The organism is Shewanella basaltis, from assembly GCF_023283885.1.
Classification (GTDB): domain Bacteria; phylum Pseudomonadota; class Gammaproteobacteria; order Enterobacterales; family Shewanellaceae; genus Shewanella; species Shewanella basaltis.
In genome coordinates, this window is record NZ_JAKILA010000033.1 from 12,446 (window position 1) to 36,138 (window position 23,693).

General features: G+C 43.4%; 14 protein-coding genes, 1 tRNA gene and 1 pseudogene. 6 read left to right on the plus strand and 10 right to left on the minus strand.

The genetic code is table 11. The annotated features are described in order from the left end of the window. Positions 1–84 precede the first annotated feature (84 nt). Complete coding sequence (locus L2703_RS18070; protein WP_248972421.1) at positions 85–1,401, plus strand: anaerobic C4-dicarboxylate transporter; 1,317 nt, start codon at positions 85–87, stop codon at positions 1,399–1,401. Positions 1,402–1,631: 230 nt separating this feature from the next. On the opposite strand, the gene L2703_RS18075 is transcribed toward L2703_RS18070, so the two are convergent. Both L2703_RS18075 and L2703_RS18080 read right to left on the minus strand, forming a co-directional pair. Then, positions 1,632–4,787, minus strand: a complete 3,156-nt coding sequence (locus tag L2703_RS18075) for a DUF3427 domain-containing protein (protein WP_248972422.1) — start codon at positions 4,785–4,787, stop codon at positions 1,632–1,634. Between the two features lie 72 nt (positions 4,788–4,859). After that, positions 4,860–5,660: pseudogene (locus L2703_RS18080) on the minus strand (Fic family protein); the annotation flags it as partial. 217 nt (positions 5,661–5,877) lie between these two features. Between L2703_RS18080 and L2703_RS18085 the strand changes: the two are divergent. After that, positions 5,878–6,639 carry a sulfotransferase family protein gene (locus tag L2703_RS18085; protein WP_428848672.1) on the plus strand — a complete coding sequence of 254 codons (762 nt, stop codon included), beginning with the start codon at positions 5,878–5,880 and terminating at the stop codon, positions 6,637–6,639. A 5-nt stretch (positions 6,640–6,644) separates the two neighbouring features. Here the strand turns inward: L2703_RS18085 and L2703_RS18090 are convergent, their stop codons facing one another. The 6 genes from L2703_RS18090 to argC form a co-directional block, all read right to left on the minus strand. Beyond that, positions 6,645–8,093, minus strand: a complete 1,449-nt coding sequence (locus tag L2703_RS18090) for an MFS transporter (protein WP_248972424.1) — start codon at positions 8,091–8,093, stop codon at positions 6,645–6,647. 139 nt (positions 8,094–8,232) lie between these two features. Further along, positions 8,233–9,597: an argininosuccinate lyase gene (gene argH, locus L2703_RS18095; RefSeq protein WP_248972425.1), complete on the minus strand. Its 1,365-nt coding sequence runs from the start codon at positions 9,595–9,597 to the stop codon at positions 8,233–8,235. Positions 9,598–9,784: 187 nt separating this feature from the next. Beyond that, positions 9,785–11,008: an argininosuccinate synthase gene (locus tag L2703_RS18100; RefSeq protein ID WP_248972426.1), complete on the minus strand. Its 1,224-nt coding sequence runs from the start codon at positions 11,006–11,008 to the stop codon at positions 9,785–9,787. A 76-nt stretch (positions 11,009–11,084) separates the two neighbouring features. Continuing rightward, a complete protein-coding gene (locus L2703_RS18105) occupies positions 11,085–11,990 on the minus strand; it encodes an ornithine carbamoyltransferase (RefSeq protein ID WP_248972427.1) in 906 nt (301 codons plus the stop codon). An 11-nt stretch (positions 11,991–12,001) separates the two neighbouring features. Continuing rightward, positions 12,002–12,781 (minus strand): acetylglutamate kinase, encoded by a 780-nt coding sequence (gene argB / locus L2703_RS18110; protein ID WP_248972428.1) that lies wholly within the window; start codon positions 12,779–12,781, stop codon positions 12,002–12,004. Positions 12,782–12,806: 25 nt separating this feature from the next. Then, the gene (gene argC, locus L2703_RS18115; protein ID WP_248972429.1) at positions 12,807–13,787 is read right to left on the minus strand and encodes an N-acetyl-gamma-glutamyl-phosphate reductase; all 981 of its coding nucleotides are present in this window, start codon (positions 13,785–13,787) and stop codon (positions 12,807–12,809) included. Positions 13,788–14,051: 264 nt separating this feature from the next. Between argC and argE the strand changes: the two genes are divergently transcribed. The 4 genes from argE to L2703_RS18135 all read left to right on the plus strand — a co-directional run bounded on the left by argE (position 14,052) and on the right by L2703_RS18135 (position 21,932). After that, positions 14,052–15,203, plus strand: coding sequence for an acetylornithine deacetylase (gene argE, locus L2703_RS18120; protein ID WP_248972430.1), 1,152 nt, complete (start codon positions 14,052–14,054; stop codon positions 15,201–15,203). Positions 15,204–15,356: 153 nt separating this feature from the next. Beyond that, positions 15,357–18,005, plus strand: a complete 2,649-nt coding sequence (gene ppc / locus L2703_RS18125) for a phosphoenolpyruvate carboxylase (RefSeq protein ID WP_248972431.1) — start codon at positions 15,357–15,359, stop codon at positions 18,003–18,005. Beyond that, a complete protein-coding gene (locus L2703_RS18130) occupies positions 18,002–18,541 on the plus strand; it encodes a YceB family lipoprotein (RefSeq protein ID WP_248972432.1) in 540 nt (179 codons plus the stop codon). The genes ppc and L2703_RS18130 overlap by 4 nt, the downstream gene beginning before the upstream one ends. A gap of 349 nt (positions 18,542–18,890) precedes the next feature. Next, the gene (locus tag L2703_RS18135) at positions 18,891–21,932 is read left to right on the plus strand and encodes a DUF2339 domain-containing protein (RefSeq protein WP_248972433.1); all 3,042 of its coding nucleotides are present in this window, start codon (positions 18,891–18,893) and stop codon (positions 21,930–21,932) included. Between the two features lie 48 nt (positions 21,933–21,980). Here the strand turns inward: L2703_RS18135 and L2703_RS18140 are convergent, their stop codons facing one another. Together L2703_RS18140 and L2703_RS18145 are read right to left on the minus strand one after the other, a co-directional pair. After that, complete coding sequence (locus L2703_RS18140) at positions 21,981–23,255, minus strand: CinA family nicotinamide mononucleotide deamidase-related protein (RefSeq protein ID WP_248972434.1); 1,275 nt, start codon at positions 23,253–23,255, stop codon at positions 21,981–21,983. Positions 23,256–23,607: 352 nt separating this feature from the next. Next, positions 23,608–23,684: transfer RNA gene (locus tag L2703_RS18145), tRNA-Asp, on the minus strand. Between the last annotated feature and the right edge of the window lie 9 nt (positions 23,685–23,693).

Here is a 23,693-nt window from a genome sequence, read left to right on the forward strand (position 1 = left end):
TTGAAATAAGTCACTAATCGCAAACTCGTTGTGAGATACCTTCAGAAGGTCAAAAAAAATTACAACCTACATGGGGAATACACGATGTTTTATATACACATGCTGCTGTTATTAGCGGTCATATTTGTTGGTATCCGCCATGGCGGTATCGCGTTTGGTTTACTCGGTGGTTTAGGCGTATCGGTGTTGGCGTTTGTGTTTGGTATCGCGCCTGGTTCACCGCCTATCAGCGTCATGTTAATTATTCTTGCGGTTGTGGCGGCTTCTGCAACGCTTGAGGCCACGGGCGGGTTAAATCTGTTAGTTAAATTTGCTGAAAAAATACTACGTAAACATCCAGAACATATCGTGTTTTTAGGCCCTTTATGTACTTATTCTTTAACCGTATTGGTTGGTACAGGCCATTCGGTTTACCCATTGCTGCCGGTTATTTACGATGTATCGTACAAAAAAGGCATTCGCCCAGAGCGCCCTTTGGCCATGGCAACGGTGGCGTCGCAAATGGGTATTACCGCCAGCCCAATTGCTGCAGCTGCTGCGGTAGTATTGGCAACGGCGGTTGATAACAATCTTGATATCAGCTTAATCGACGTGCTTATGGTGACCATTCCGGCCACCTTAGTTGGTTTACTTGTGGCGTGTACCTGGAGCTTAAAACGCGGCAAAGATTTAGATAAAGATGAAGAGTTTCAAGCTCGCTTAGCAGATAAAGACTTTCGTGAGTCGTTAATTGACCCACAAGATGACAACGCCGAAACCCCAGCGGCACAAGCAACGGCAAAAAAAGGCTTAATGGTATTTTTACTGGGTATTCTTGCGGTAATTATTGTGGCGATGTTTAGTAAGCAAATACTACCTGCTGGCGTGAACATGTCGGTCGCCATTCAATTTATGATGTTATCTGTTGGCGGCATCATATTACTGGCGACCAATATCTCACCTAAAAAAATTGCCACCAGCAATGTGTTTACTGCCGGTATGACTGCGGTCATCATTATTTTTGGTATTGCATGGATGAGTGACACCATTATTGAGCACCACAAAAGCTATTTAGTCAGCGCGGTCAGCGACCTTGTCAGCGTGTACCCATGGACATTTGCCATCGCGATGTTTGTGGCGTCAATCTTCTTAAAAAGTCAGGCAGCGGTATTAACCATTATGTTGCCACTCGGGTTTTCGTTAGGCATTCCAGCACCAGTATTAATTGGTGTTTTACCCGCATGTTATGCCTACTTCTTTTTCCCATTCTACCCAAGTGATTTAGCCGCTATTAGTTTTGACAGAACCGGTACCACTCGTATTGGTCAGTATGTGCTCAATCACAGCTTTATCATTCCAGGCTTTATCGGCGTTATCACCGCAACATTTGTGGGTTACTTTTTATCGATGGCGATTAACTAATATCGGTCGTGTAGAGCAGTAACAATCAACAATGGCAGTCAACGTGGATGCCATTGTTGTTTTTAAGCGTTATGAAAGGCCTAAAGCGTCAAGATGGGTGACGTGGTTATCAGCAGGTTTATGTGTTGGTTCGCCAACCACACCGTCCTACGCAACACGCCGTAAACCCATCCATGGGGGCTTGACGAAAACATCCTGTTTTCAACAGTTGCCTATGCCAATATGCTTGCCTACCCAATAGCCAGTTTGGCTGTTTCATGCCACATAAAGTCGGGCATTGGTTTCTCAAGCCTCCATGTAATATTCATAGGTTGTGACCCAGAATGTTTTACATATTTCACAAGACCAAAATTGACAAAACCCATGGTGCGGCCATTTTCATCTTTTGCTTGCTCACGCACAAACAAAATCAATTTACGGCCCTCTTTTTCATGCTCAATGTAACCCAGACCTCTGCCATATTCGGGCCTTGCACTATTTTGAGATTGCCAATGGAATAGCGATTCATTGATCGCATAATCATGGTACATGGTAGTTGGTGAAAATTGTTTAACTGACTTTTTCAAAGTAACAAACAGCAACTCAACATTAAGTGCTTTAAGGACTAAAACACCTTCACGGGCAGTCGATTTTTTGTCGAAGGAACTTGCACCACTGGCAGCGAGTATTTGCTCTCTAGTATACCTTGAATGCACTTTTAAAGATGGAATGTCAGGGATTTGCATTTCCAGTTCATGATGATGTATGCGCTCAATAAGTAACGATATGACATCAAGCAGTTCGGCCTGTAATTGTTTATCCCTCAACGCAGCGAAGCTTTGCTTAAGGCTGGTAAAGCCGAGCTCTGAGCCAGATTTATCCCAGAAATTATAATGGCACATTAATGCAAATTGACACTGGGTTATATTGGTATCATCGAAGATAAAATTGTCGATAATGAGCTGCGTTAAAAACTGTAAATATGAAATAGAATTGCAGCCGATCAAGTGATAATTTATTGCACGATAGTATGCCTTAGCTAGGCTCGTATTTAGATGTGGCTCATTAATTTGATTTTTATTTGCGCTCTCAACGAGTTCTAACCAACTCATTTTAAGCTTATAAATATCCTCTAACTGTACGTTGGGATGAAAGCGTAAAAAATTAGCCAAATTTAACGTTAGTGTAGTCTGATGCTCAAAATTTTTAATCAACTGACGCAGCCTGCTTGCATTCATGGTTGCGCGGCTAATGTTTCGCAAAATCATTGCCTGAGTCTGTTCTTCTAACTCAATTCGGCAACCTAAAGGCAAATGAGGAAAATCACTCGTTATCTCATCTTTAATCGATTGATTTGTTTTACCAACCAACGCGCGAAACTTTTGTGAAAAGTCATATTCATCACGAGAGTTACCGACAAAATCCAATACAGTACAACACTGTTTGTTATCAGTTAACCGTAGCCCTCGTCCTAACTGCTGCAAAAAAATAGTTAAGCTTTCAGTTGGTCGTAAAAACAACAATGTATCAACCTCAGGAATATCGACACCTTCATTGAAAATATCCACCACGCATAAAATGTTCACGTAACCGCTAATTAAACTCTGGCGTTTTTGTTGCCTCTCATGGCTGTTATCACTGGTGAGCACATCAGCACTAATACCGGCTAAAGCAAACTTCTTTGCCATGTATTCTGCATGTTCTTTGCTGACACAAAACGCCAGGGCTCTGATCTGACGAATATTAGTGACTGTATCATTAAGGCTATTAATAATGCGCTTCACTCTTTGCTCATTATGAGTATAAAGATGACTTAGCTCTGCGATATCATATCGCCCTTGATGCCATTTAATTTTGCGAAGATCGGTATCATCATCGATAGCAAAGTATTGAAAGGGACATAGATAGCGCTGATTAATTGCTTCGGGTAAACGAATTTCCGCAGCTATTACTCCACAAAAATCATCTAGGATATTTTGTCCATCATGGCGCTCAGGTGTTGCAGTTAGCCCTAATAAAATCTTGGGAGAGAAATACGCTAGCAATCCTCGATAGCTAGTGGCTGCAATATGATGCACTTCATCTATCACAATATAATCATAAAAATCAGCGCTAAGTGGTAAATTGTCTAATTGCAGATTCAAGCTTTGTACCGAAGCAAACAAATGACGGTAGCTATTAGGCTTGTGCTCGGCAACCCACAACTCACCAAACTGGTTATTCTTCAATACACCACGATACGCAGTCAAAGCTTGCTTAAGTATCTCCTGCCGATGAGCCACGAATAAAAAATTAGCTTCAGGATATTGTTTATAAAAACGAGCAAAATCAAACGCCGATATTAGCGTTTTACCTGTCCCCGTTGCCGCTACAACTAAATTTCTAAAGCGCTGATGCACTTGACGTTCAACATTTAACTGTTCAAGAATTTCTCGCTGATGTGCGAAGGGTTTTATATCAAAATGAAACGCACTGTTATCGCCATACCCGCCTTTCGCTTCCCTTAGCGCCTCGTGAAGTTTGTTTTTAGACTCAATATTGCCATCAAATAATTCAAATTCACTCGATTGCCAATATGATTCAAAGGTATTGAGGGATTTATCTATAATGTGAGGAATTTCTTGGGTGGTAATTTTTAAATTCCATTCAAGACCACTCGTTAGCGCTGAATGCGACAAATTAGATGAACCAATATAACCAGTGTGAAAGCCTGTATCACGTAGAAATAAGTAGGATTTTGCATGCAGACGCTCTCGCTTAGTGTTGTAGCTTAATTTAACTTCTGTATTTGGAAGGCTTGCTAAAAACTCCACCGCTTTAGCATCTGTCGCGCCCATATAAGATGTTGTGATTACCCGCAGGGTTTTGCCACTTCGAGCGAACTCTTCCAGCTCATTTTTAAAAATCCGAATACCGGCCCATTTAATAAAAGACACTAACCAATAAATTTTATCCGCTGAACGAATCTCACGCTTAAGCTCAGTGTCTAAAGAAATACCCGCGTTACTGCCACAAAACAACTCACTTTGACTTAACCCAGTGAGTGGATAAATAGCTTTTGTAAATTCAGGAAAGTCAGTTGATATGGGATTTTTTCTATCAAATAGTGCGGTGAGTATACGGCCTTGACTATCGAGTAAGTTTTCAGTAATCAATTGATCATCTTGAACATGATCGTTTAACCATAAAACCAACTTATTTGCTAAGCCGATTTGCTCAGTAAGTTGGTTGGCACCACTGGGGATTGCGGCAATAGCGTTCTCCATTATTTTGGTCAAAAACCTTGATAACCAAACACTGGCCTCTGCGCCTTCTAATGCCCGTTCGCCTAAATAAAACACATCACGATCGATGCTTTTATCTATCAGTTGAGTAATGAGCTTTTCATATATACCAACTTGTTCCATGTCGGATAGCCTTCAAAGTAAGGGACAGAGAAAATATACCATAACAATATTATTGTATGGTCCATCTAAACTTTAATATTTATCAATAGCGTACGGTAACAGATATTTAACTAACAACGCCAACACATACCTTGTGCTTCTACCACCCGCGCCAGTCTTGACCAAACACTGTTGATCCACAAGTTGAGCCAAATGTCGGGTGGCAGTGACGCGACTGACGTTAGCGACTTTTTGATATTGGCTACTGCTTATTCCATCACTAAAATCACCATCGAGTAACCTATTCAGCACTTTCACTTGTTCTGTGGTTAACGCTGTAGTGAATAAGTGTTGATCAACTCGACGCCAAAACTGGGTTTTAGCAGTAGTTTGCTCAATGATATTGAGCGTGTGTTGAATAGCGTCATTTAAGGTGTCTAAAAACCACAGCAACCACGGTGTGATATCTAAGCCACTTTGCTGGGTAGACTCTAATATCGCGTAATAAACTTTACGTCGCTCAAGTATGCTAACTGACATTGCATAAAAATGAATCGAACGCTGTTCAGCTTGTCCTAGTGCTAAATCGATGAGCAAACGGGTGATACGTCCATTACCATCATCAAGCGGATGCAAGGTGACAAACCACAAATGAGTGATGGCTGCTCGTACTAGCGGATCAAGATCAGCCTGTTTTCGTGATTGATTAAACCACTCAATAAACTGCGTTAAACTTTGGTCTAGCGTAAAATGGACTATCGGTTTGTCTAAACGCCCCGATACCACCAGCATAGGTTCATCGCCGCGTAACTTACCGCCAATAACAGGATTAAACACGGCTTGGTTACTCGGAAACAACAGAGCATGCCAATCTAAAATACGCGTTAGGCTAAGTGGCTGTTGCCAAATCCACATATTAACCTCTGTTTAGCTGACTTAAATACTGTTGGTTAATTACCTCATGGCTCCGACTAGCAAGCTCGATAACACCTTGGCTGGCATTTCGGTATAATCATTTACTGATTCAATAACCTTCAATTTTTATCACTCAATGCGACTGTAATTAATGATATCCAAGCAGACCGAACTATCGACATCAGCACAAGCCGATATGCCCAAATCCACTATGACGAGTAAGCAGGATAATAAAGTATTTATTATTGGCCTGCCGCGAACCGGCACAACCAGTGTAAGCGTGGCCTTGCTTGAACAAGGGTTAACGGTTGCCCACCAAGCCTTTACTAAGCAGGCGTTTATGCTAGCCGATGCGGTGTCTGACGCGCCGTGTTTTAGCGATTATCGGCAATTAGATGTGTTATTTCCCAATGCTAAATTTGTCTATTTAGATAGGCCTTTAGATAAGTGGCTGCCGTCGATGCAAATGTTACTGGGCAGAATGCTAATACATTTAGATAAGGATAAGGGCCGCTTTCATCCAGTGATGAAACGCAGTTTTAATCATTGTTTTGATATATGGCAGGTGGATGACGTGTTTGATAGCGCGCATTTAACGGCTTGTTATCAGCGCCACCAGCAGCAAGTATTGAGCTACTTTGCAGGCCGTGACAATTTTATCTCTATTGATATCAGTGTCGATGGTAGCCTTGCTAGGTTGTTGCAGTTTATCGATTTACCGCATTTATTAGACATGCCCTTGCAGCAGCCTAGTGAGGAGTGCCAATCGTCAAGCTTTGGGCAATTAAACTGTCCGCAGCTAAACTTTCCGCAGTTAAACTTTCCGCAGTTAAACTTTCCGCAGTTAAATATGGGCCGTAATGTGGCCAGTTGGGATGAGTATAAACACCCCAATAAAATCAGTGCCAATGCCTCTGGGCCAGATAAACGTAAATTTTTTGATTACCGCCTTGATTAAAAGCGTTACTTATCGCTGTGTTTTTCTTTATCGTTAGCGCGCTTTTTCTTAGCAACGGTTAACCAGTCTAGGCTAACACCCGAAATAGCATTAAAACCACGGATACGGAAGATAAGGGTGAGCAGCTCAGGCCGTGGGCGTGCTTTGGGTTCTACCGAGCGAGGTATAAACCACAATGCCACCAGCATTCGCATGATGGTCGATATTGTAAACACCAAAAATATTGGGTTGCTTAACCAGGCATTTAACCCTGTCCAAACTAAAAACTCTGCGGCATAAGAGGCAATCACGCCTCCCACCATGGCGCCTACAAACACAAAACCGGCACTTAATGCCGCCTGCAACGCCGCATAGGTAGCAAAGTCACTGCGAAATGGGCGGATGTCGTAAAGGTAGTTGGCCGTGCTTAAGGTAAAGCCGCTCCAAGCTAAACCAGAAAAAGCCTGAATCGCTAAAATATAGATAAAACTGTCTGAAAAAAGCCACAATAACGGCAAGCTCGGAATGAGGCAACTGGTAATGATCATCACTAATCGATTACCGTACAGGTCGCTAAAGCGGCCCCAAGAGCGCAAGGTGATAAATTGAGTCAAGATGGAGGCGACGCTCGACATTACAAATTCAAAGTAAGTAAAGTGCAAGTCTTCTAGCATGTATACCGCAAAAAACGGTGCCGATATGGCCACCATACACTGCATACCCGCAACAAATAGACTGTAATGACGAAAGGTGTTGTCTTTCCACGCTTGCTGAAAGTTATACAATGTTTGGCTAAATACCCCTGAGGTTTTAGCGGCTGGCGGTTCGGGGTCGTGCATTTGCAGCAGTAACCAGGCAGAGGTAAAGCGGCCCATGGCGGCAATCGAAAACAATAAGCTAAAGCCTAACCAGGCCATGTGCATTGAGTCGGTTAAGGTTAATATGCCGCCGCCAACAAAAAACACACTTAGCGATGCCATCATGGTTAAGCGAGTACGAGACGCAAAAAAAGCGCCACGACGACGCTGAGGAACAATCATACCCATCCAGGCGCGCCAATGCGGCTGAATTAAGTTAATAAAGCCTTGGTATAGCACCGCTAAGCCAATAAATACCCATACGGCATTGTCAGGTTGAAACGCCGCCAGCGCGCCCATTGCCAATACCACACCAGCTTGCAGCGTGGCACAGGCTACAATAAATTGCCGCCGACTAAAGTGGCTCGCTAGCCACACCGACAATAACTGAGCAAGGGCGCCAAACAATTGCGGTAACCCAGTGACCCACCCCATTTGGCCTAAACTGGCGCCCAAAAAAATCGCATAAGCATTAAAAAAGTTATCACTGGTGGCTGTCATGGTAGACGATGCCACCGCCTCTTGCTGGCTGCGGCGCAACGTACACCTCAGCCACGACAGTCTATCGCGACTGCGCGAACAAGGGTTATTGCTGCTAGACGAATGCTCTAAAGCCATAAAATATAGAAGTGAACGCCCTGAATAAGTAATTGATTAACCTGAGCTCGAGATCAGGTTAATCAAAAACGGCTGGAAACATGTTGAGTAATACACAATGGCATAAATAAAAAGCGCTATTACCATTTGTCGGTTAATATTACGCTTTTTTAGCGGCGATGGCAGCGTGCACTTGGTTAACGGCTGTGCCACCTAATACGTCACGTTTTTCTAAGCAAGCTTCAATGGTGAGGTTTGGATACACATCATCGCTGATCACTTTGGCAAACTTTTGTAACTGTGCAATGGTTAAGTCTTCAATCGGCTTTTGCTGACTAATAGCAAATACCACAACCTCACCCACAACATGGTGCGCTTCACGGAACGGCATGCCTTTAGCGACAAGGTAGTCGGCAAGTTCTGTCGCGTTTGCATAGCCTTGCTGAGCGGCAACTAATGCATGCGGGCGATTCACTTTTAAACCAGTTAATACCAACGCAGCCATGTCTAAACAAATGGCCCAGCTGTCGACCACGTCAAACAAGCCTTCTTTGTCTTCTTGCATGTCTTTGTTGTACGCCAATGGCAAGGCTTTCATGGTAGTTAAAATGCCCATTAAGCTGCCATAAACACGGCCGGTTTTACCACGGATAAGCTCTAAGGCATCTGGGTTTTTCTTTTGCGGCATTAACGATGAACCAGAGGTGACTTCGTCTGCTAGTGAGATAAAGTTAGCTTCACCAGAGTTAAAGAAAATTAAGTCTTCTGCCATACGGCTTAAATGCATCATGCTGATTGACGCTGCGCTGCATAACTCAACCACGTGGTCACGGTCTGACACGCTGTCGAGGCTGTTTAACGTTGGGCGAGCAAAATTTAATGCCGCTGCTAATGCGTGACGATCAATGGGGTAAGCTGTACCGGCTAATGCACCAGAACCTAGCGGACATGAGTCGGCACGGTTAAGTGCATCTTGTAAACGGCTTATGTCACGCTCGTACATTTCAACATAGGCTAATGCCCAGTGGCCAAATGTTACGGGTTGTGCACGTTGTAAATGGGTGTAGCCCGGCATCACTGCGTCAACTTCACGCTCTGCTAATGCGATTAATTCGGCATGTAACGTCCCTAAACGCTCAAGTAATGCCGCACCTTCTTTTTTACACCACAGTTTTAAATCGGTCGCGACCTGGTCGTTACGTGAACGGCCAGTGTGAAGTTTTTTACCTAAATCGCCCACTTTTGCAATCAGCTTTTGTTCAACAAAACTGTGAATGTCTTCTGCGCCATTACTGATAATGGCTTGTGGATCATTACCCACCTCGAGGAGCAATTCGTTTAAGGCAGCTTTTAAATCGGTGCATTCTTGGGCAGTAATAATACCAACGCTAGCAATGGCGTCTGCCCATGCAATTGAGCCGACAACGTCTTGTTCAAATAAGCGATAATCCACTGGCAGTGAGTCATTAAATAACTTGAAAAGTGCACTGGTTTCGCCCTGAAATCTTCCGCCCCATAACGCCATGTCGGTATCCTCTGTGTTGAAAACTGTTTTAAGAACTGGGTGTTCAATAATATTGGTGTTAAGTCACCTAAATTCTCTTATCCAGAGCTCAGGTTAACTATTTCTTTCTTGTAATGGCTCTTTAAATTACGCAAAAGTCATTATAAGAAAGGCGCTTTGCAGCGCCTTAATTGTATTGGCGTAAAGCTTATTTGGTGTTTAACGCACGAATACGGCTTGCTAAAGAGTACAAACGGATAAAGCCTTCAGCATGTTTTTGATCGTACACGTCATCTTCGCCAAAGGTTGCGAAAGACTCTGAGTATAAGCTGTTTGGTGAACGCTTTTTAACGGCCGTTGCTTGGCCTTTGTAAAGCTTAATAACCACATCACCGTTAACAGATTCAGCTAATGATTCTGACGCGGCGATAAGTGATTTACATAAAGGCGTAAACCAACGGCCGTCGTATACTAAGTGCGACATTTGGCCAGCAATTTGCTCGCGCCAGGTACGGCTGGTTTTGTCTAGTACCAATTCTTCAATGGCACGTAAGCCTGCAAACATTACGGTGCCGCCTGGTGTTTCGTAACAACCGCGAGATTTCATGCCCACTAAACGGTTTTCGGTAATGTCGATACGGCCTACACCGTGCTTACCAGCGATGTCGTTTAGCTTCATCAGTGCAGCATAAGGTGATAAGGCTTCGTCATTTACATGAGTCACACGACCATTTTTAATGGCAAGTGATACATATTCTGGCTCGTTTGGCGCATCTTCTGGTGCTACGGTTAATGTCCATACACCTTTTGATGGCTCGTTCCATGGATCTTCTAACTCGCCGCCTTCGTGCGATATGTGCCATGCGTTAGCATCACGGCTGTAAATTTTAGTCGCTGATGCGCTGGTTTTAATATTACGCTCAGCAAGGTATGCAAGCAGATCTTCACGGCTACGCATTTCCCACTCACGCCACGGTGCAATCACTTTTAAATCTGGAGCTAGGGCTGCAAAACAACCTTCAAAACGCACCTGGTCGTTACCCTTACCTGTACAACCATGACATACCGCGTCGGCACCAACTTTACGGGCCACTTCAACTTGCGCTTTAGCAATAATTGGACGCGCCATAGAGGTACCTAGTAGGTAAGTCCCTTCATAAATTGCGCCTGTCGCGATAGTTGGGTAGATGTAATCGGCTACAAATTCTTCTTTAAGGTCAACGATATGACACTCAGAAGCACCTGAGGCTAATGCTTTTTCAGTTAAGCCAACAAGTTCTTCTTCACCCTGACCGACATCGGCACAGAATGCGACAATTTCACAGTTATCGTAGGTTTCTTTTAACCACGGGATAATTGCCGAAGTATCTAAACCACCTGAGTACGCGAGTACCACTTTTTTAACGCCGGTTTTTTTCACTGCATTAGACATGTTCAATTCCTACAATCAATCATTTATGTTTTTGTAAACGATATAACGCCATTGGCATTATCAATCAATATTGTGACTAACTTAATAAGGTTACCAACACTGCATTTTGCGCATGCATGCGGTTTTCTGCCTGGTGTAAAATCAATGAACCTTCACCGTCCATCACTTCATCGGTGACTTCTACGCCACGATGTGCAGGCAAACAGTGCATAAAGTATTTAGCACCCGCTTTGGCCATTAACTCTGCATTGACTTGGTATGGGCTAAAACGTTCTTTAATTTCTGTTAATGAGGTGTCATCGCCCATCGAAATCCAAGTATCAGTATAAATAGCATCGTGACCTTCTATCTGATCTATGTCGGCAGATAAAATCAATTTACCGCCATTTTTTGCTGCGATAGCTTGTGCTTCTGTTACCACGAGAGCATCAGGGAAATAACCTTCAGGACAAATCACAGTCATAGTTAAGCCTAAAATCGCCGCACCGTAAATCAATGAATGTGTCACATTATTACCGTCGCCCACATAGGCCAACTTTGCGTTGCGTACATCATCGAACTGCTCTGATAATGATAAAAAATCCGCTAACGCTTGGCATGGATGATACAAGTCAGATAATGCATTAATAACAGGTACACTGCCATGTTTTGCTAACTTTTCAATTGTGGTGTGCGAATATGTTCTGGCCACAATAGCGTCAGCCCAGCATGAAATATTAGTGGCAAAATCTTCTACCGACTCACGCTTACCTAAAGCACCATTTTGTTGATCAAGGTATAAACAATGACCGCCTAATTTATTGATGCCGATATCAAAGCTAACTCGAGTGCGCAGTGACGGTTTTTCAAAAAGCATCACAACGCTTTTTCCATCTAAGGCGCGACGGTACTCAGCTGGGTTCGCTTTTATTTTTTTAGCTAATGCTAAAATATCCAGTAACTGAGTTTGAGATAACTCTTTTATCGACAACAGGTGCTTCATAAACTACTCCATTAAGGCTGTATTTGAGTCCCGATGGACCCGCCTTGTGCTAATGTTTTTAACTGTTCGGTTTCTTGCCATGAGGCAACTAAAACGGGTTTCCCCATCCATTGAGCCACCTCTAAAGCAGCTTCAACTTTTACTTTCATGCCTTTTTCAATTACGCCATCTGCAACTAAGGTTTCAATTTGGCTTTTATTCAAACTTTTTATCACTTGCTTATTGGCATCCCATACGCCAGAAACGTCAGACAATAGGACCAAGGTGCCATTAACCAGTTTGGCTAATGCTGTTGCCGCTTGGTCGGCATTTACGTTGAGCATTTCGCCGGTATCCGATATCGCAATAGAACTGCAAATGGGTAGCCATCCTTGTTGCAAAATAAAATTTAGGTAGCTCGCATCATTAGGGGTGACTTCACCTACCAGTCCTAAACGTTCATCTTTAATGTTAGCTTTAACGACGTTGCCATCGCCTAGGCTCATGCCAACACTTACCACACCGGCTTTTGCTGCTGCGGCTTGTAAAATCTTGTTTGAGGTACCAGCTAATGCACCCACAACAATGCCAATTTGATCGGCTGGGGTAACACGCAAGCCATCAAGTTTAATGATGTCTTTACCGTTGGCGGTTAGTTGCTCGTCAACCAAGCAACCACCACCATGCACTAGGACAATTTTTTGGCCAGCTGCTGTCATGTCTTTAATTGCTGACATTAAATTGGCCATTCCGGTTTCGGTTTGTAGTAACGCGCCGCCAACTTTAAGCACTAAAACAGAATGAGTAGTCATTGTTATATCCTTGTTTTATTGGTGGTTAAACGCCGAAGTGGATTTTGATACATTGCAAACCTTGGCTCGCTGCACCTTTCATTAAGTTATCAATCGCACTCGCCACAACAAGGTAACCAGTACTGGCATCGTATTTCCAACCTAAATGACAGTTTGGTGTTAATACCACGTCGTCTACTTTAGGAAATTGATTGTGCTTAACGGTCACAATCGGTGAGCTGTCATACACGCTGTAAGCTTTTGCGACATCGGCTTCTGTTGTACCAGCTTTAAGCTGCACGGTAATCGTCGCCAAAATGCCACGCTTAAAATTGCCAAGGTGAGGGGTAAAAATCACTTCTTGGCCTAATTGCGTTGCAATTTCTGGCTGATGTCTGTGACCTAATACACCGTATGGCGTTAAGCTGACTTCACAAAAACTGGTATGCAGCTGCGCTTTACGGCCAGCTCCCGTTACACCACTAACAGCATTAATCACCGGAAACATATCTGTTAATAGGGGTTTTAGTGGCTTTAATGCAGTTAATGACGCAGTGGGATAACACCCTGGCACAGCGATCATTCGAGTCTTTTTAACTTGTTCAGCATTCCACTCAGCCAAGCCATATACTGCATCGGCTAACACATCGGGATGAGTATGCTCAAAACCGTACCACTTAGGGTATTTTGCGACGTCGGCAAAACGATAAGCACCACTGAGATCAAATACAGCTAAACCTTTTTTATAAAACCAAGCAGCGAGCTCTAAACTCACTGAATGCTCAGTCGCCAACACAACGCCATCAGCTTGATCTACAATTTGTTGTTTTGCGTCATCGGTCAGTGGCGATAACGTGTAAGCCATGTGACTGTATGTAGGGTACAGTTCAGATAATTTACGGCCTTTGTCTAAACTGTTTTCAGACACATAAATGCCTTGCACTGTTAAATTAGTGTCTGCATTAATCAACGAAGTAATCTGCGCGCCGGTATATCCACTAGCGCCAATAATTGCGATGCTTTTCATAAGTTTGATTTCTTTTGAGTAGTTAAAGACAGAGTCAGCATAGCCTATTTAGACAAGAGTCGTCTAATTTGAAGCTATCGTCGCAGGAAGTTCACGCTGATAATTGATATAGTGGTTTTAACAGTCATAAGGCAGATATTTATTTTCATTGTGCAGCGTTCAATTAATGGTATCGGTTAATGCTGTTTGCTAGACTAACACACAACATTAATTATGCAATATATGTGAATAAGTATTTTACATGTAATTTTTTCAGGACAAGTCATGAGCACATTACCCGATCTTAAAAGTTGTTTTACACAGCTGATTGCAGCGCCATCAATCAGCGCACTTGAAGCTGAAAACGATATGAGTAACCATGCAGTTATCAATTTGTTGCAAAATTGGTTTAGCGAGCTTGGTTTTGAGTGTGAAACCCCAACGGTTGAAGATTCGCGCAACAAACAAAATTTAATTGCACGAATTGGCCAAGGTAGTGGTGGACTATTACTCGCGGGCCATACCGATACCGTGCCATTTGACGAAGGGCGCTGGAGTCAAAGCCCTTTTGAAATGATTGAAAAAGATAATCGTTGGTATGGTCTAGGCACGTGCGACATGAAAGGTTTTTTTGCATTAGTGCTTGAAGCGTTAAAAGAGATGCCACTGGATCAATTTAAACGTCCACTGACCATTTTTGCCAGTGCAGACGAAGAAACCACCATGAGTGGAGCAAAAGCCTTTGCCGACTCAAAAACAGTAGCACCAGATTATGCCATAATAGGTGAGCCCACCAGTTTAAAACCTGTTTATATGCACAAGGGCCATTTAGCTCAAGGGATCCGTGTTATCGGTCGCAGTGGCCACTCGTCTGACCCTGCCCGCGGCTTAAATGCCATTGAGGTGATGCATAAAGTCATTAGCCAATTAATGAAACTTAAACAGCATTTAAGCGAAAACTATCGTGAAGATGCGTTTACAGTACCCTATCCAACCATGAACTTTGGTCATATACATGGTGGCGATGCGGCCAACCGTATTTGTGGTTGCTGTGATTTACACTTAGATATTCGCCCATTACCAGGCATGGAACTGGCTGAGCTCGAACTCATGGTACTGAACTACTTATCTGACATCAGTAAAGAATACCCTGGCAGTATTAGTGTCAGTACTTTATACCCAGGCGCTGAATCATTTGCTGGCAAAGCAGACAATCCTTGGACCAAACTGGTCGCAGAACTGTCTGGTAATGAGGCTGAAGTGGTTAACTACTCTACTGAAGCACCGTACATTAACAAACTAGGCTGTCAAACGTTAGTGCTAGGGCCAGGGAGCATTAACCAAGCCCACCAGCCAGATGAGTTTATTGGCCTAGAATACCTAACGCCAACTGTAGAATTAATCAAAAAAATGATTTACCACGCTTGCATTAAATAATCGTCAAATTTTAGTTAAATATGCAAGCGGAATGTAATATTTTTACGAAATAAAATTACAAAATACCTCGTCCGTGTATTGACCATTTTTACTGCGCTGGGTATTGTGATGAGATAAGTATTGGCAAGATCGTTCTTTTTTTCGGGAGTAAGTATGACAGAGCAAACGGCAGATATGTATGCGTCACTTCGATCAAATGTGGGGCATTTAGGCCAGATATTAGGCGAGACAATGCAAAACCATTTAGGCGACGCATTTTTAGAAAAAGTAGAACAAATTCGTATTCTAGCGAAAAAATCTCGCCAAGGTGACGAAGCATCACGCGATCAAATGTTAGCACTGTTAACCGCATTACCTGACGAAGAACTCGTGCCTTTTGCAAAAGCCTTTAACCAATTTTTAAACTTAGCCAATATTGCAGAACAATTTCACACGATTAGTCGCAATTGTGACGAGTTGGTGTGTGTCCCTGATCCCGTAGAGCAATTACTTGGACGCATGCTCGACACCGACCTTGACAAAAAAGATGTCATTGCGTGTCTCAAAAACCTCGACATTGATTTAGTGTTAACGGCGCACCCAACCGAAATTTCTCGTCGCACATTAATCCAAAAATATGCCGCTGTAGTTGATTGTTTAACCGAACAGGAAAACAGCCAACTGACAGAGCGCGAACGCAGTCAAAGTACCCTTCGTTTGCGTCAACTAATTGCGCAAATTTGGCATACCAACGAAATCCGTAATGAGCGCCCAACCCCAGTAGATGAGGCGCGTTGGGGCTTAAGCACTATCGAAACGTCATTATGGCAAGCCATTCCTGACTTTTTGCGCCAGCTAAACGATCAAGTCGAGCAAAAAACTGGCCAACAATTGCCGATTGATGTCTCTCCAGTGCGCTTTTCAAGCTGGATGGGCGGCGATCGCGACGGTAACCCGTTTGTGACCTCGGTCGTCACTCAAGAAGTGTTAGACCGCAATCGTCATGCCGCAGCAAGACTGTACCTAAAAGACATTGTTGCCTTACTCGGTGAGTTATCAATGGAGCAAGCTAACGACGAGTTAACGGCTTTAACAGATAACAGCAAAGAACCATACCGTGACGTGCTGCGTAAACTACGTTGCCAATTACGTAACACCATTGATTACCTCAATGCACGTCTTGAAGGCAAGCATCCAGATACCGACACCAGCGAATTAATTTGGCACAAAGACGACTTACAAAAACCATTAGAGCTGCTTTATAACAGCTTAACCGATTGTGGCATGAAGCTAATCGCTAACGGTCTGTTATTAGATATTTTACGTCGCCTAGCCTGCTTTGGTATTCACATGCTGCGCCTCGATATCCGTCAAGATGCATCGCGTCACAGCGACGTGATTGCCGAATTGACTCGTTATTTAGGCATGGGTGATTACAACCACTGGGATGAGAGCGAAAAACAAGCGTTTTTGTTGCGCGAGCTAACCGGTAAACGCCCGTTAATTCCAGCTAATTGGAAACCAACCGACGATGTAGCTGAAGTTGTTAGAACCTGTAATTTAGTCGCCAAGCAACCTGCTAATGCATTAGGCTCGTACGTGATTTCAATGGCCAGTAAGCCATCTGATGTGCTTACCGTATTATTGTTACTCAAAGAAGCGGGCTGCACTAACCCTATGCGCGTAGTGCCTTTATTTGAAACCTTAGCAGACCTTGAAGGTGCAGCAGCATGTATGACCGCCTTACTAAATATTGATTGGTACCGCGGCTACACCAAAGGCATGCAAGAAGTGATGATTGGCTACTCGGACTCAGCAAAAGATGCCGGCGTAATGGCTGCGGCTTGGGCACAGTACCGCGCTCAAGAGCAATTAGTTGCAGTATGTAAAAAAGCCGAAGTGAAATTGATGTTGTTCCATGGTCGTGGCGGTTCAATTGGCCGTGGCGGCGGACCAGCTCATAAGGCTATTTTATCGCAACCACCAGGTTCAGTAGATGGCCGTATTCGTGTTACCGAACAAGGCGAGATGATCCGCTTTAAATTTGGCTTGCCAAAGTTAGCAGTACAAAGTTTAGCCTTGTATACCTCTGCCGTTATGGAAGCAACATTATTACCACCGCCAGAGCCTAAAAAAGCATGGCGTGATTGTATGCAGCGCATTGCTGAAGAGTCAGTTCAGCATTACCGTGGCATTGTGCGCGAAGAGCCTGATTTTGTACCTTACTTCCGTGCGGCAACGCCCGAAGTAGAGCTAGGCAAACTGCCATTAGGTAGCCGCCCGGCCAAACGTAAAGTCGACGGGGGTATTGAAAGCTTACGTGCTATTCCGTGGATTTTTGCCTGGTCGCAAAACCGTTTAATGTTACCAGCCTGGTTAGGCGCTGGTGAAGCATTGCAAGATGCAGCCGATCGCGGTGAGCTTGATTTACTACGCGAAATGGAAGCGCAGTGGCCGTTTTTTGAAACACGTATTTCAATGCTCGAAATGGTGTACACCAAAGCCGAACCTAATCTTGCCAAATATTATGAGTCGTGCTTGGTAAAACCTGAATTACATCATTTAGGTGAAAAACTTCGTCAACGCCTACAACTTGGCATTGATGCTGTTTTATCGCTCACTCAAGCAACAGAGTTAATGTCGCACACGCCGTGGAACCGCGAATCTGTTAAACTGCGTAACCCGTACATTGACCCACTCAACTTTTTACAAACCGAGCTTTTAGCGCGTACTCGTAAAGAAGTTGAACCGTCTGCCTCTGTTCAGCTAGCCCTTATGCTGACCATTGCTGGCGTTGCTGCAGGAATGAGAAACACTGGATGATAACCTTGGCAAAAAGCCTTGGACTTGGTTTGCTTTTACTACTGACTGGCTGTGCCAGTCAGTACAGTATTACCGAGTCTGAAATAGAGCAATACCTTAACAACGACATGCATTTTGAAGTCAAACAGGGTAATAAGTTAATTGGTGTGTCACTTAAGCTCAATGACATGCAGGTGGTGCTAGGCGCTAAGCCTAATACCATGGCTGTAACCGCAGCGACCATGATAACCGTTAACAACCCATTAATGCCGATCCATGCAAAACTAAAAACCACGTTTGAGGCTGTACCTTGGTACGACAGTGAAACGAAAAGCATTTATTTGCGCCAGTTAGACTTGGTTAACGTTGAGTCTGAGCCGGTCGATATTGAACGTTACATTAGCCAAGCGACACCGCAACTGATGGGATTTTTGCGTAATTACCTTGAAAACCAGCCTGTGTACACCCTAGACACTCGCGACAGTAATCAAGCATTAATGGCCAAAATGACCAAAGAGATCACGGTACAACAAGGAAAGCTAGTGGTTAAGTTTTAAGGTTTATCGCTCAAACTTACTTTAAAAAAGCACCTGTTTAGGTGCTTTTTTGCTTAAAATAGCAACGGCCTATATCGCAAATAATACCCATTTGGATAAGTAAGTGATCAGAGATTGCATAGGAAAAATCGCTTAGCATGAGGCACGAATTGCAGCGAGGTAGTTGTTCTACCTTCAACATGTCTAACGAAGTGATAAGCGATGTTAACCCGTCAGCATGATCACGTTTTGTGCTGATTGATATAACGATATATCCCAAGTGCCAGATAACTGAGCATTTCCTAATCAATCAGAACCACGTACAATCACTTAGCACTATGGGACAGGCTTAATAATCATAGGATAAATGATGCCGTTAATGGATGACGTTGCTCAATTAAAAGCACAACTGGCGGAGCTTGTTGCACAGCAAAATGCACAGCAAACGGATGTCAATCAGCAGTTAGCTAAATTTAGCCAACAACTCGATGCGTTGGCCCAGCAAGTACTGGCACAAAATAACAATGAGCAACAACACCCGCATGCTCGGATACAAGAAAGGCACGTTGATGACCCGAGCGACAGCATTGTTGCTCGTAAGCCTCAATACTCCTCTTTGGCTTGGGAGCAGCACTCGTTAGATGCCAATCATTCATCATCTGCAACGTCCATCACAGCGCAACACGCCTCGATAGATCCGACATTACCAGCCAGAAAAAGTGCATTAAGTGCCATGTTCTCGCAATTAGCCGAAGCCATGAGTGAATTTAGCGCAACTGCAATTGCACCTTTATCAGGATTAACTGAACAGGCCAAAAGCGTTTATCAGCATTATCAAGCTAAGGGATCTGGCCCAGTATTTTTAATGACACTTGCCGGCATCATTACGCTAACGCTTGGCTTTGGTTACTTGCTGCAGTTTTCAATTAACCATTGGTTTTCAGAATTAGCAAAAGCCCTGCTTGGACTAGGCGTTGCTAACGGGATTATTGCTGGGGGCATATTTATTCGCCAAAAACGGGCAGGAATGGAAGATTTCGGCTCAGGATTGGTTGGACTAGGACTTATTCTTAACTATTTGTGCCTGTATTTTCTTGGGCCTTATTTTACCATTATTCCCGACACGGCTTGCTTTGGCTTATTACTGCTTAATACCTTACTCGGTTACGGCTTGTCATTTAAACTCAACACCAAAGTAGTGGCTATTGTTGCTTTATTGGGTGGTTCGCTAGCACCATTAATGTTACTTGATGGCGGCCAAACCCCCTTATTATATTTACCGTATTTGGCGCTTATTGGTGTATGTTCAATGGTACAAAGCCACAAATTAGCCTGGCCAATACTCATTGAAACAACCGCATTACTCCATATTGCGTGTGTACAAATACTCAGCTTATTTATTCCTTTGCCGCTGCCTGGCGTTGGCTGGCAAACAAGTTTCACATTATTGATGGTAAATGGACTATTTTACCTCTACGGCATTGCCAGCTTATTATTTGTTATCAAGTCGACAATAACGCCAAGATTATTAGCGGTTCCAATCGCGCTGATGATTTTTACTCTCTATACCCTCACACAATGGAGCGTGTTTGCCGGTGAACTATTTGCTATCAATGCCCTACTGTGTGGACTGTTATATTGGGTCATTAAACGCAATAAGGACATTGGAGCCCTTGCTTTAGCATTTGCCGGAAGCTTTGCTGGTTTTGCCGCACTATTTTTACTCAGCGTCGAACTAATGGCTATAGTGCTGTTATTAGAGGGGTTATTATTACTGTGGATTGGTTGTAAGCAGCAATTTAGCCCAATTAGAGCAGAAGCTTATGTTTTACTCATACTTGGGATCATCAGCAGTTTTACCAATATGTTTGATGTACTCACTCAACCACACTATGACAATAATGGCGTATTAGGGTATCAAGCTTTATTAAGCATAGCGATGACACTAACCTGTGCAATAACTTTTGCTGCACAAAAACTACTTAGCCGCTATCAAACTGATTTAATGGTATTTGAGCACATTGCTGTACGACTTATCCGTGAGGTATTGGCTGTACTTTATGCGGTAACCTTGTTGCTTGTTAGTTTCTTTATCACCGAGCAATATTGGCTTAATACCCTGCCATTAATTAGTTTGTTGCTGCTATATATGAGCGCTAAACACAACCTTAGGTTGAGTGAAGTATTAGCGTGGTTAGCCCAACTACCCCTTCTAGGCTTAGTGATTTTTGGTATGTTAGACGCCAATAGCCTGAGCTTTGCAGACCAAGCGATAAATGCGAAATTAGCTCGTATCGAGCTCTTTACCGGGCTTTTATTGGCCTATTACTGGTACAAAAAATACTATGCAGATGCCAAATTAATCCGCCTTGCTTATTATGTTCAACTGGGCTGTTATTTAGCATTACCGTTACTGTTATTACCTAAAATAGTACGCAGCTATCCAGACTACATTGCTATTGCATTATGGCTGAGCAGTCTAGCAAGCTTAGGATTAGCCTACCTAGTAAATCACAAGAGCCTTCGTTACGAATCACAAATACTCACAATACTGTCAATTATGATCACGGCAACTTTGTGTCTAGTCGAGATGTGGCAGGGGCTGGTTGCATTGGTTATCGGCTTAGTATTTATGGGATTGATAAGCCTTCGCTTTGCTCATTTGCCTAGCAAATGGCAACAAGTCTCGACCCTACAGTGGCATATTGCACCCTATTATTTTGCTTTGGTAATAGCGGTATTTAGCCAAACGGTCACTGATCTATTGCTGCATCCGTCGTGGGCATTAACAGCGCTAATAATATGCGGCTATTTCAGTGTTATTACCGAAAGAAACACACGCATAGGACAACATTTTAAGCATGCTTTAGCACCAAGCTATAGCTTGGCTTACTCTGCAATTTTTATCTGCGCCCTTTTGCCGATAGTGTTGCATCATGAAATACAGCTAACATTAAGTCTGCAAACTTTACTGACCAATTTAGCAGAACTTGGAGTGCTGGTTTTATTAGCGCATTACTTATTAAGCGCCCGGTTAGGTGTTAAAGTGCATAGAAAAATAGTCACCTATAGCGCATTAAAGTGGGCGTGGCATAGTTTACTTGTTACTAGCTATATACTCTGGAGTTACCAATTTAGCAGCATAGCAGCAGCTATGAGTGCTGTATTACTCGTAATACATGCCAGTATACTCATGTTTATTAGTTTGCGGCCTCAACAAGCCAACCTCGTCAGACTAGCTGCATTGTTATTTGCTTTGGCATGTATCAAAGTGATTTTTGTTGATATGGCGTCATTTGAATTAATTCAAAAAATTGTCGCGTTTATTTTGATAGGGATCATTTTACTAACAGTGGCTTACTTCTATCAAAAAGCCAAAAACAATCAAACGATTGAGAACCTTACAATCTAGCTATTAACCCTCGCTTGCTTACAAGGCGCTAAGCAAGCGAGCGTCAACTCACTTGGCGAAACGTGGAATTGACGGATAATCAACAATAACAGCTTCTTCAATTAACGCACGGCGCAACATATCATAAGCAACAGCCGTACTCATACTTCTTATTAACTGACGGGAACGGCCAGGCAGCTTAACCATTTGGCTATAAACACCCTGCTTAGTTGCTAATGCTATCGCAACTGTTCCTACCGGTTTGTCGTCTGTACCGCCATCTGGACCGGCAATACCACTGGTAGCCAAGGCAAAGTCGCTGTCTAAAATGTTTCTCGCCCCCTGAGCCATCGCTTCTACCGTCGCTATAGACACTGCACCATGGTCATCTAAAATCTGTGGGTTAACCCCCAATACCTTCACTTTAGACTCATTACTGTAGGTCACCAAACCATGATGTAAATATGACGAACTACCTGCAAAATCAATTAACTGGCTGGTAATCATGCCGCCAGTACATGACTCAGCCACACTTAAGCTTAAACCAGACTGATATAATCTATGATGGATCTCTGCTGCCAATGTTGGACGATTTTCAGCAACTACCGCATTTCCAAGCAGGGCTTTAACTTGCTTTGTCACATCTGGTAACTGCCTTATTGCTTTATCACCGCGAGCAAATATTTTAATTTCAATGTGCGGCATGGATGAACGGTAGCCCAGCTCAATCCCCTCAGGCAGTGTGAGTTGAGACAAAGTGTCTGCCAGTGATGACTCACCATGTCCTATAGTGAGCAGTTTTTCTAATGCCGATTTAGCTTGAATACCGAATTCTTCTGTAATAAACGGAATGAATTGCTCAGTTATCATTCGTTTCAATTCAAAAGGGACACCGGGTGTAAAAAAAAGCCACGCATTGTTTAATTTAACCCGAAAACCACAAGCCGTTCCTACAGGATTATCAACCATCACAGCAGACGCTGGTAACCATGCTTGCTTTAAATTACTTTTAGCCATCACACGATTATTACGCGTAAACCACTCTTCTAGGTGCTCACGCCATTGAACATTTTCTACAAGGTCTTCACCTTTTGCTTTTGCCATCGCCAACGCAGACATATCATCACTTGTGGGCCCTAAGCCACCATTAACAATAATGACATCAGCATATTTACTCCGCTCTTGGAAGACAGCCACCAGATCATCCATTCGATCACCAACTGTGACACGGTGCTGCATCTCAATACCTAACTCCATCATGGTATTAGCAACCCAAGCGGCATTAGTATCAACTATCTGGCCTGATAGCACTTCTTCACCTGTGCAAATCATTTCTAACTTCATCGTATACCCTTATCTCATGCAATTGGCACTTAAGTTAGGGGAGCAACATGTTATTGGCAAGGAAAAACAGATCGAAATAACTGAAATTTGCTGATGATGAGTCAATAGTCGACGTCTGTAGTGAATCATGGAGTGCATTCATTGAAGATAAAGAGCGTGTGAAAATATGCCATCGACAATGGGCAACGATGATCACTTAATTATGCGGAATGGTATAATCGCGGGAGGTGAGGCATGACAAGCCCTCTGCGGTACATATAGTGCAGCAAACGGCATTACCACGCTGATTAGATTTTCAAATTTCAAATACGAAAAAGGCCTTTGCAATACTGCAAAGGCCTTCATCTTAAGTTGGCGGAGCGGACGGGACTCGAACCCGCGACCCCCGGCGTGACAGGCCGGTATTCTAACCAACTGAACTACCGCTCCTTTAGCAAG

What these genes read in the sequence shown, in the direction of transcription:
- L2703_RS18100 (WP_248972426.1), bottom strand. Translation starts at nt 11,008, where the DNA reads ATGTCTAATGCAGTGAAAAAAACCGGCGTTAAAAAAGTGGTACTCGCG.
- L2703_RS18075 (WP_248972422.1), bottom strand. Translation starts at nt 4,787, where the DNA reads ATGGAACAAGTTGGTATATATGAAAAGCTCATTACTCAACTGATAGAT.
- L2703_RS18085 (WP_428848672.1), top strand. Translation starts at nt 5,878, where the DNA reads ATGCCCAAATCCACTATGACGAGTAAGCAGGATAATAAAGTATTTATT.
- argE (WP_248972430.1), top strand. Translation starts at nt 14,052, where the DNA reads ATGAGCACATTACCCGATCTTAAAAGTTGTTTTACACAGCTGATTGCA.
- L2703_RS18130 (WP_248972432.1), top strand. Translation starts at nt 18,002, where the DNA reads ATGATAACCTTGGCAAAAAGCCTTGGACTTGGTTTGCTTTTACTACTG.
- ppc (WP_248972431.1), top strand. Translation starts at nt 15,357, where the DNA reads ATGACAGAGCAAACGGCAGATATGTATGCGTCACTTCGATCAAATGTG.
- argB (WP_248972428.1), bottom strand. Translation starts at nt 12,781, where the DNA reads ATGACTACTCATTCTGTTTTAGTGCTTAAAGTTGGCGGCGCGTTACTA.
- L2703_RS18090 (WP_248972424.1), bottom strand. Translation starts at nt 8,093, where the DNA reads ATGGCTTTAGAGCATTCGTCTAGCAGCAATAACCCTTGTTCGCGCAGT.
- L2703_RS18105 (WP_248972427.1), bottom strand. Translation starts at nt 11,990, where the DNA reads ATGAAGCACCTGTTGTCGATAAAAGAGTTATCTCAAACTCAGTTACTG.
- L2703_RS18140 (WP_248972434.1), bottom strand. Translation starts at nt 23,255, where the DNA reads ATGAAGTTAGAAATGATTTGCACAGGTGAAGAAGTGCTATCAGGCCAG.
- L2703_RS18135 (WP_248972433.1), top strand. Translation starts at nt 18,891, where the DNA reads ATGCCGTTAATGGATGACGTTGCTCAATTAAAAGCACAACTGGCGGAG.
- argH (WP_248972425.1), bottom strand. Translation starts at nt 9,597, where the DNA reads ATGGCGTTATGGGGCGGAAGATTTCAGGGCGAAACCAGTGCACTTTTC.
- L2703_RS18070 (WP_248972421.1), top strand. Translation starts at nt 85, where the DNA reads ATGTTTTATATACACATGCTGCTGTTATTAGCGGTCATATTTGTTGGT.
- argC (WP_248972429.1), bottom strand. Translation starts at nt 13,787, where the DNA reads ATGAAAAGCATCGCAATTATTGGCGCTAGTGGATATACCGGCGCGCAG.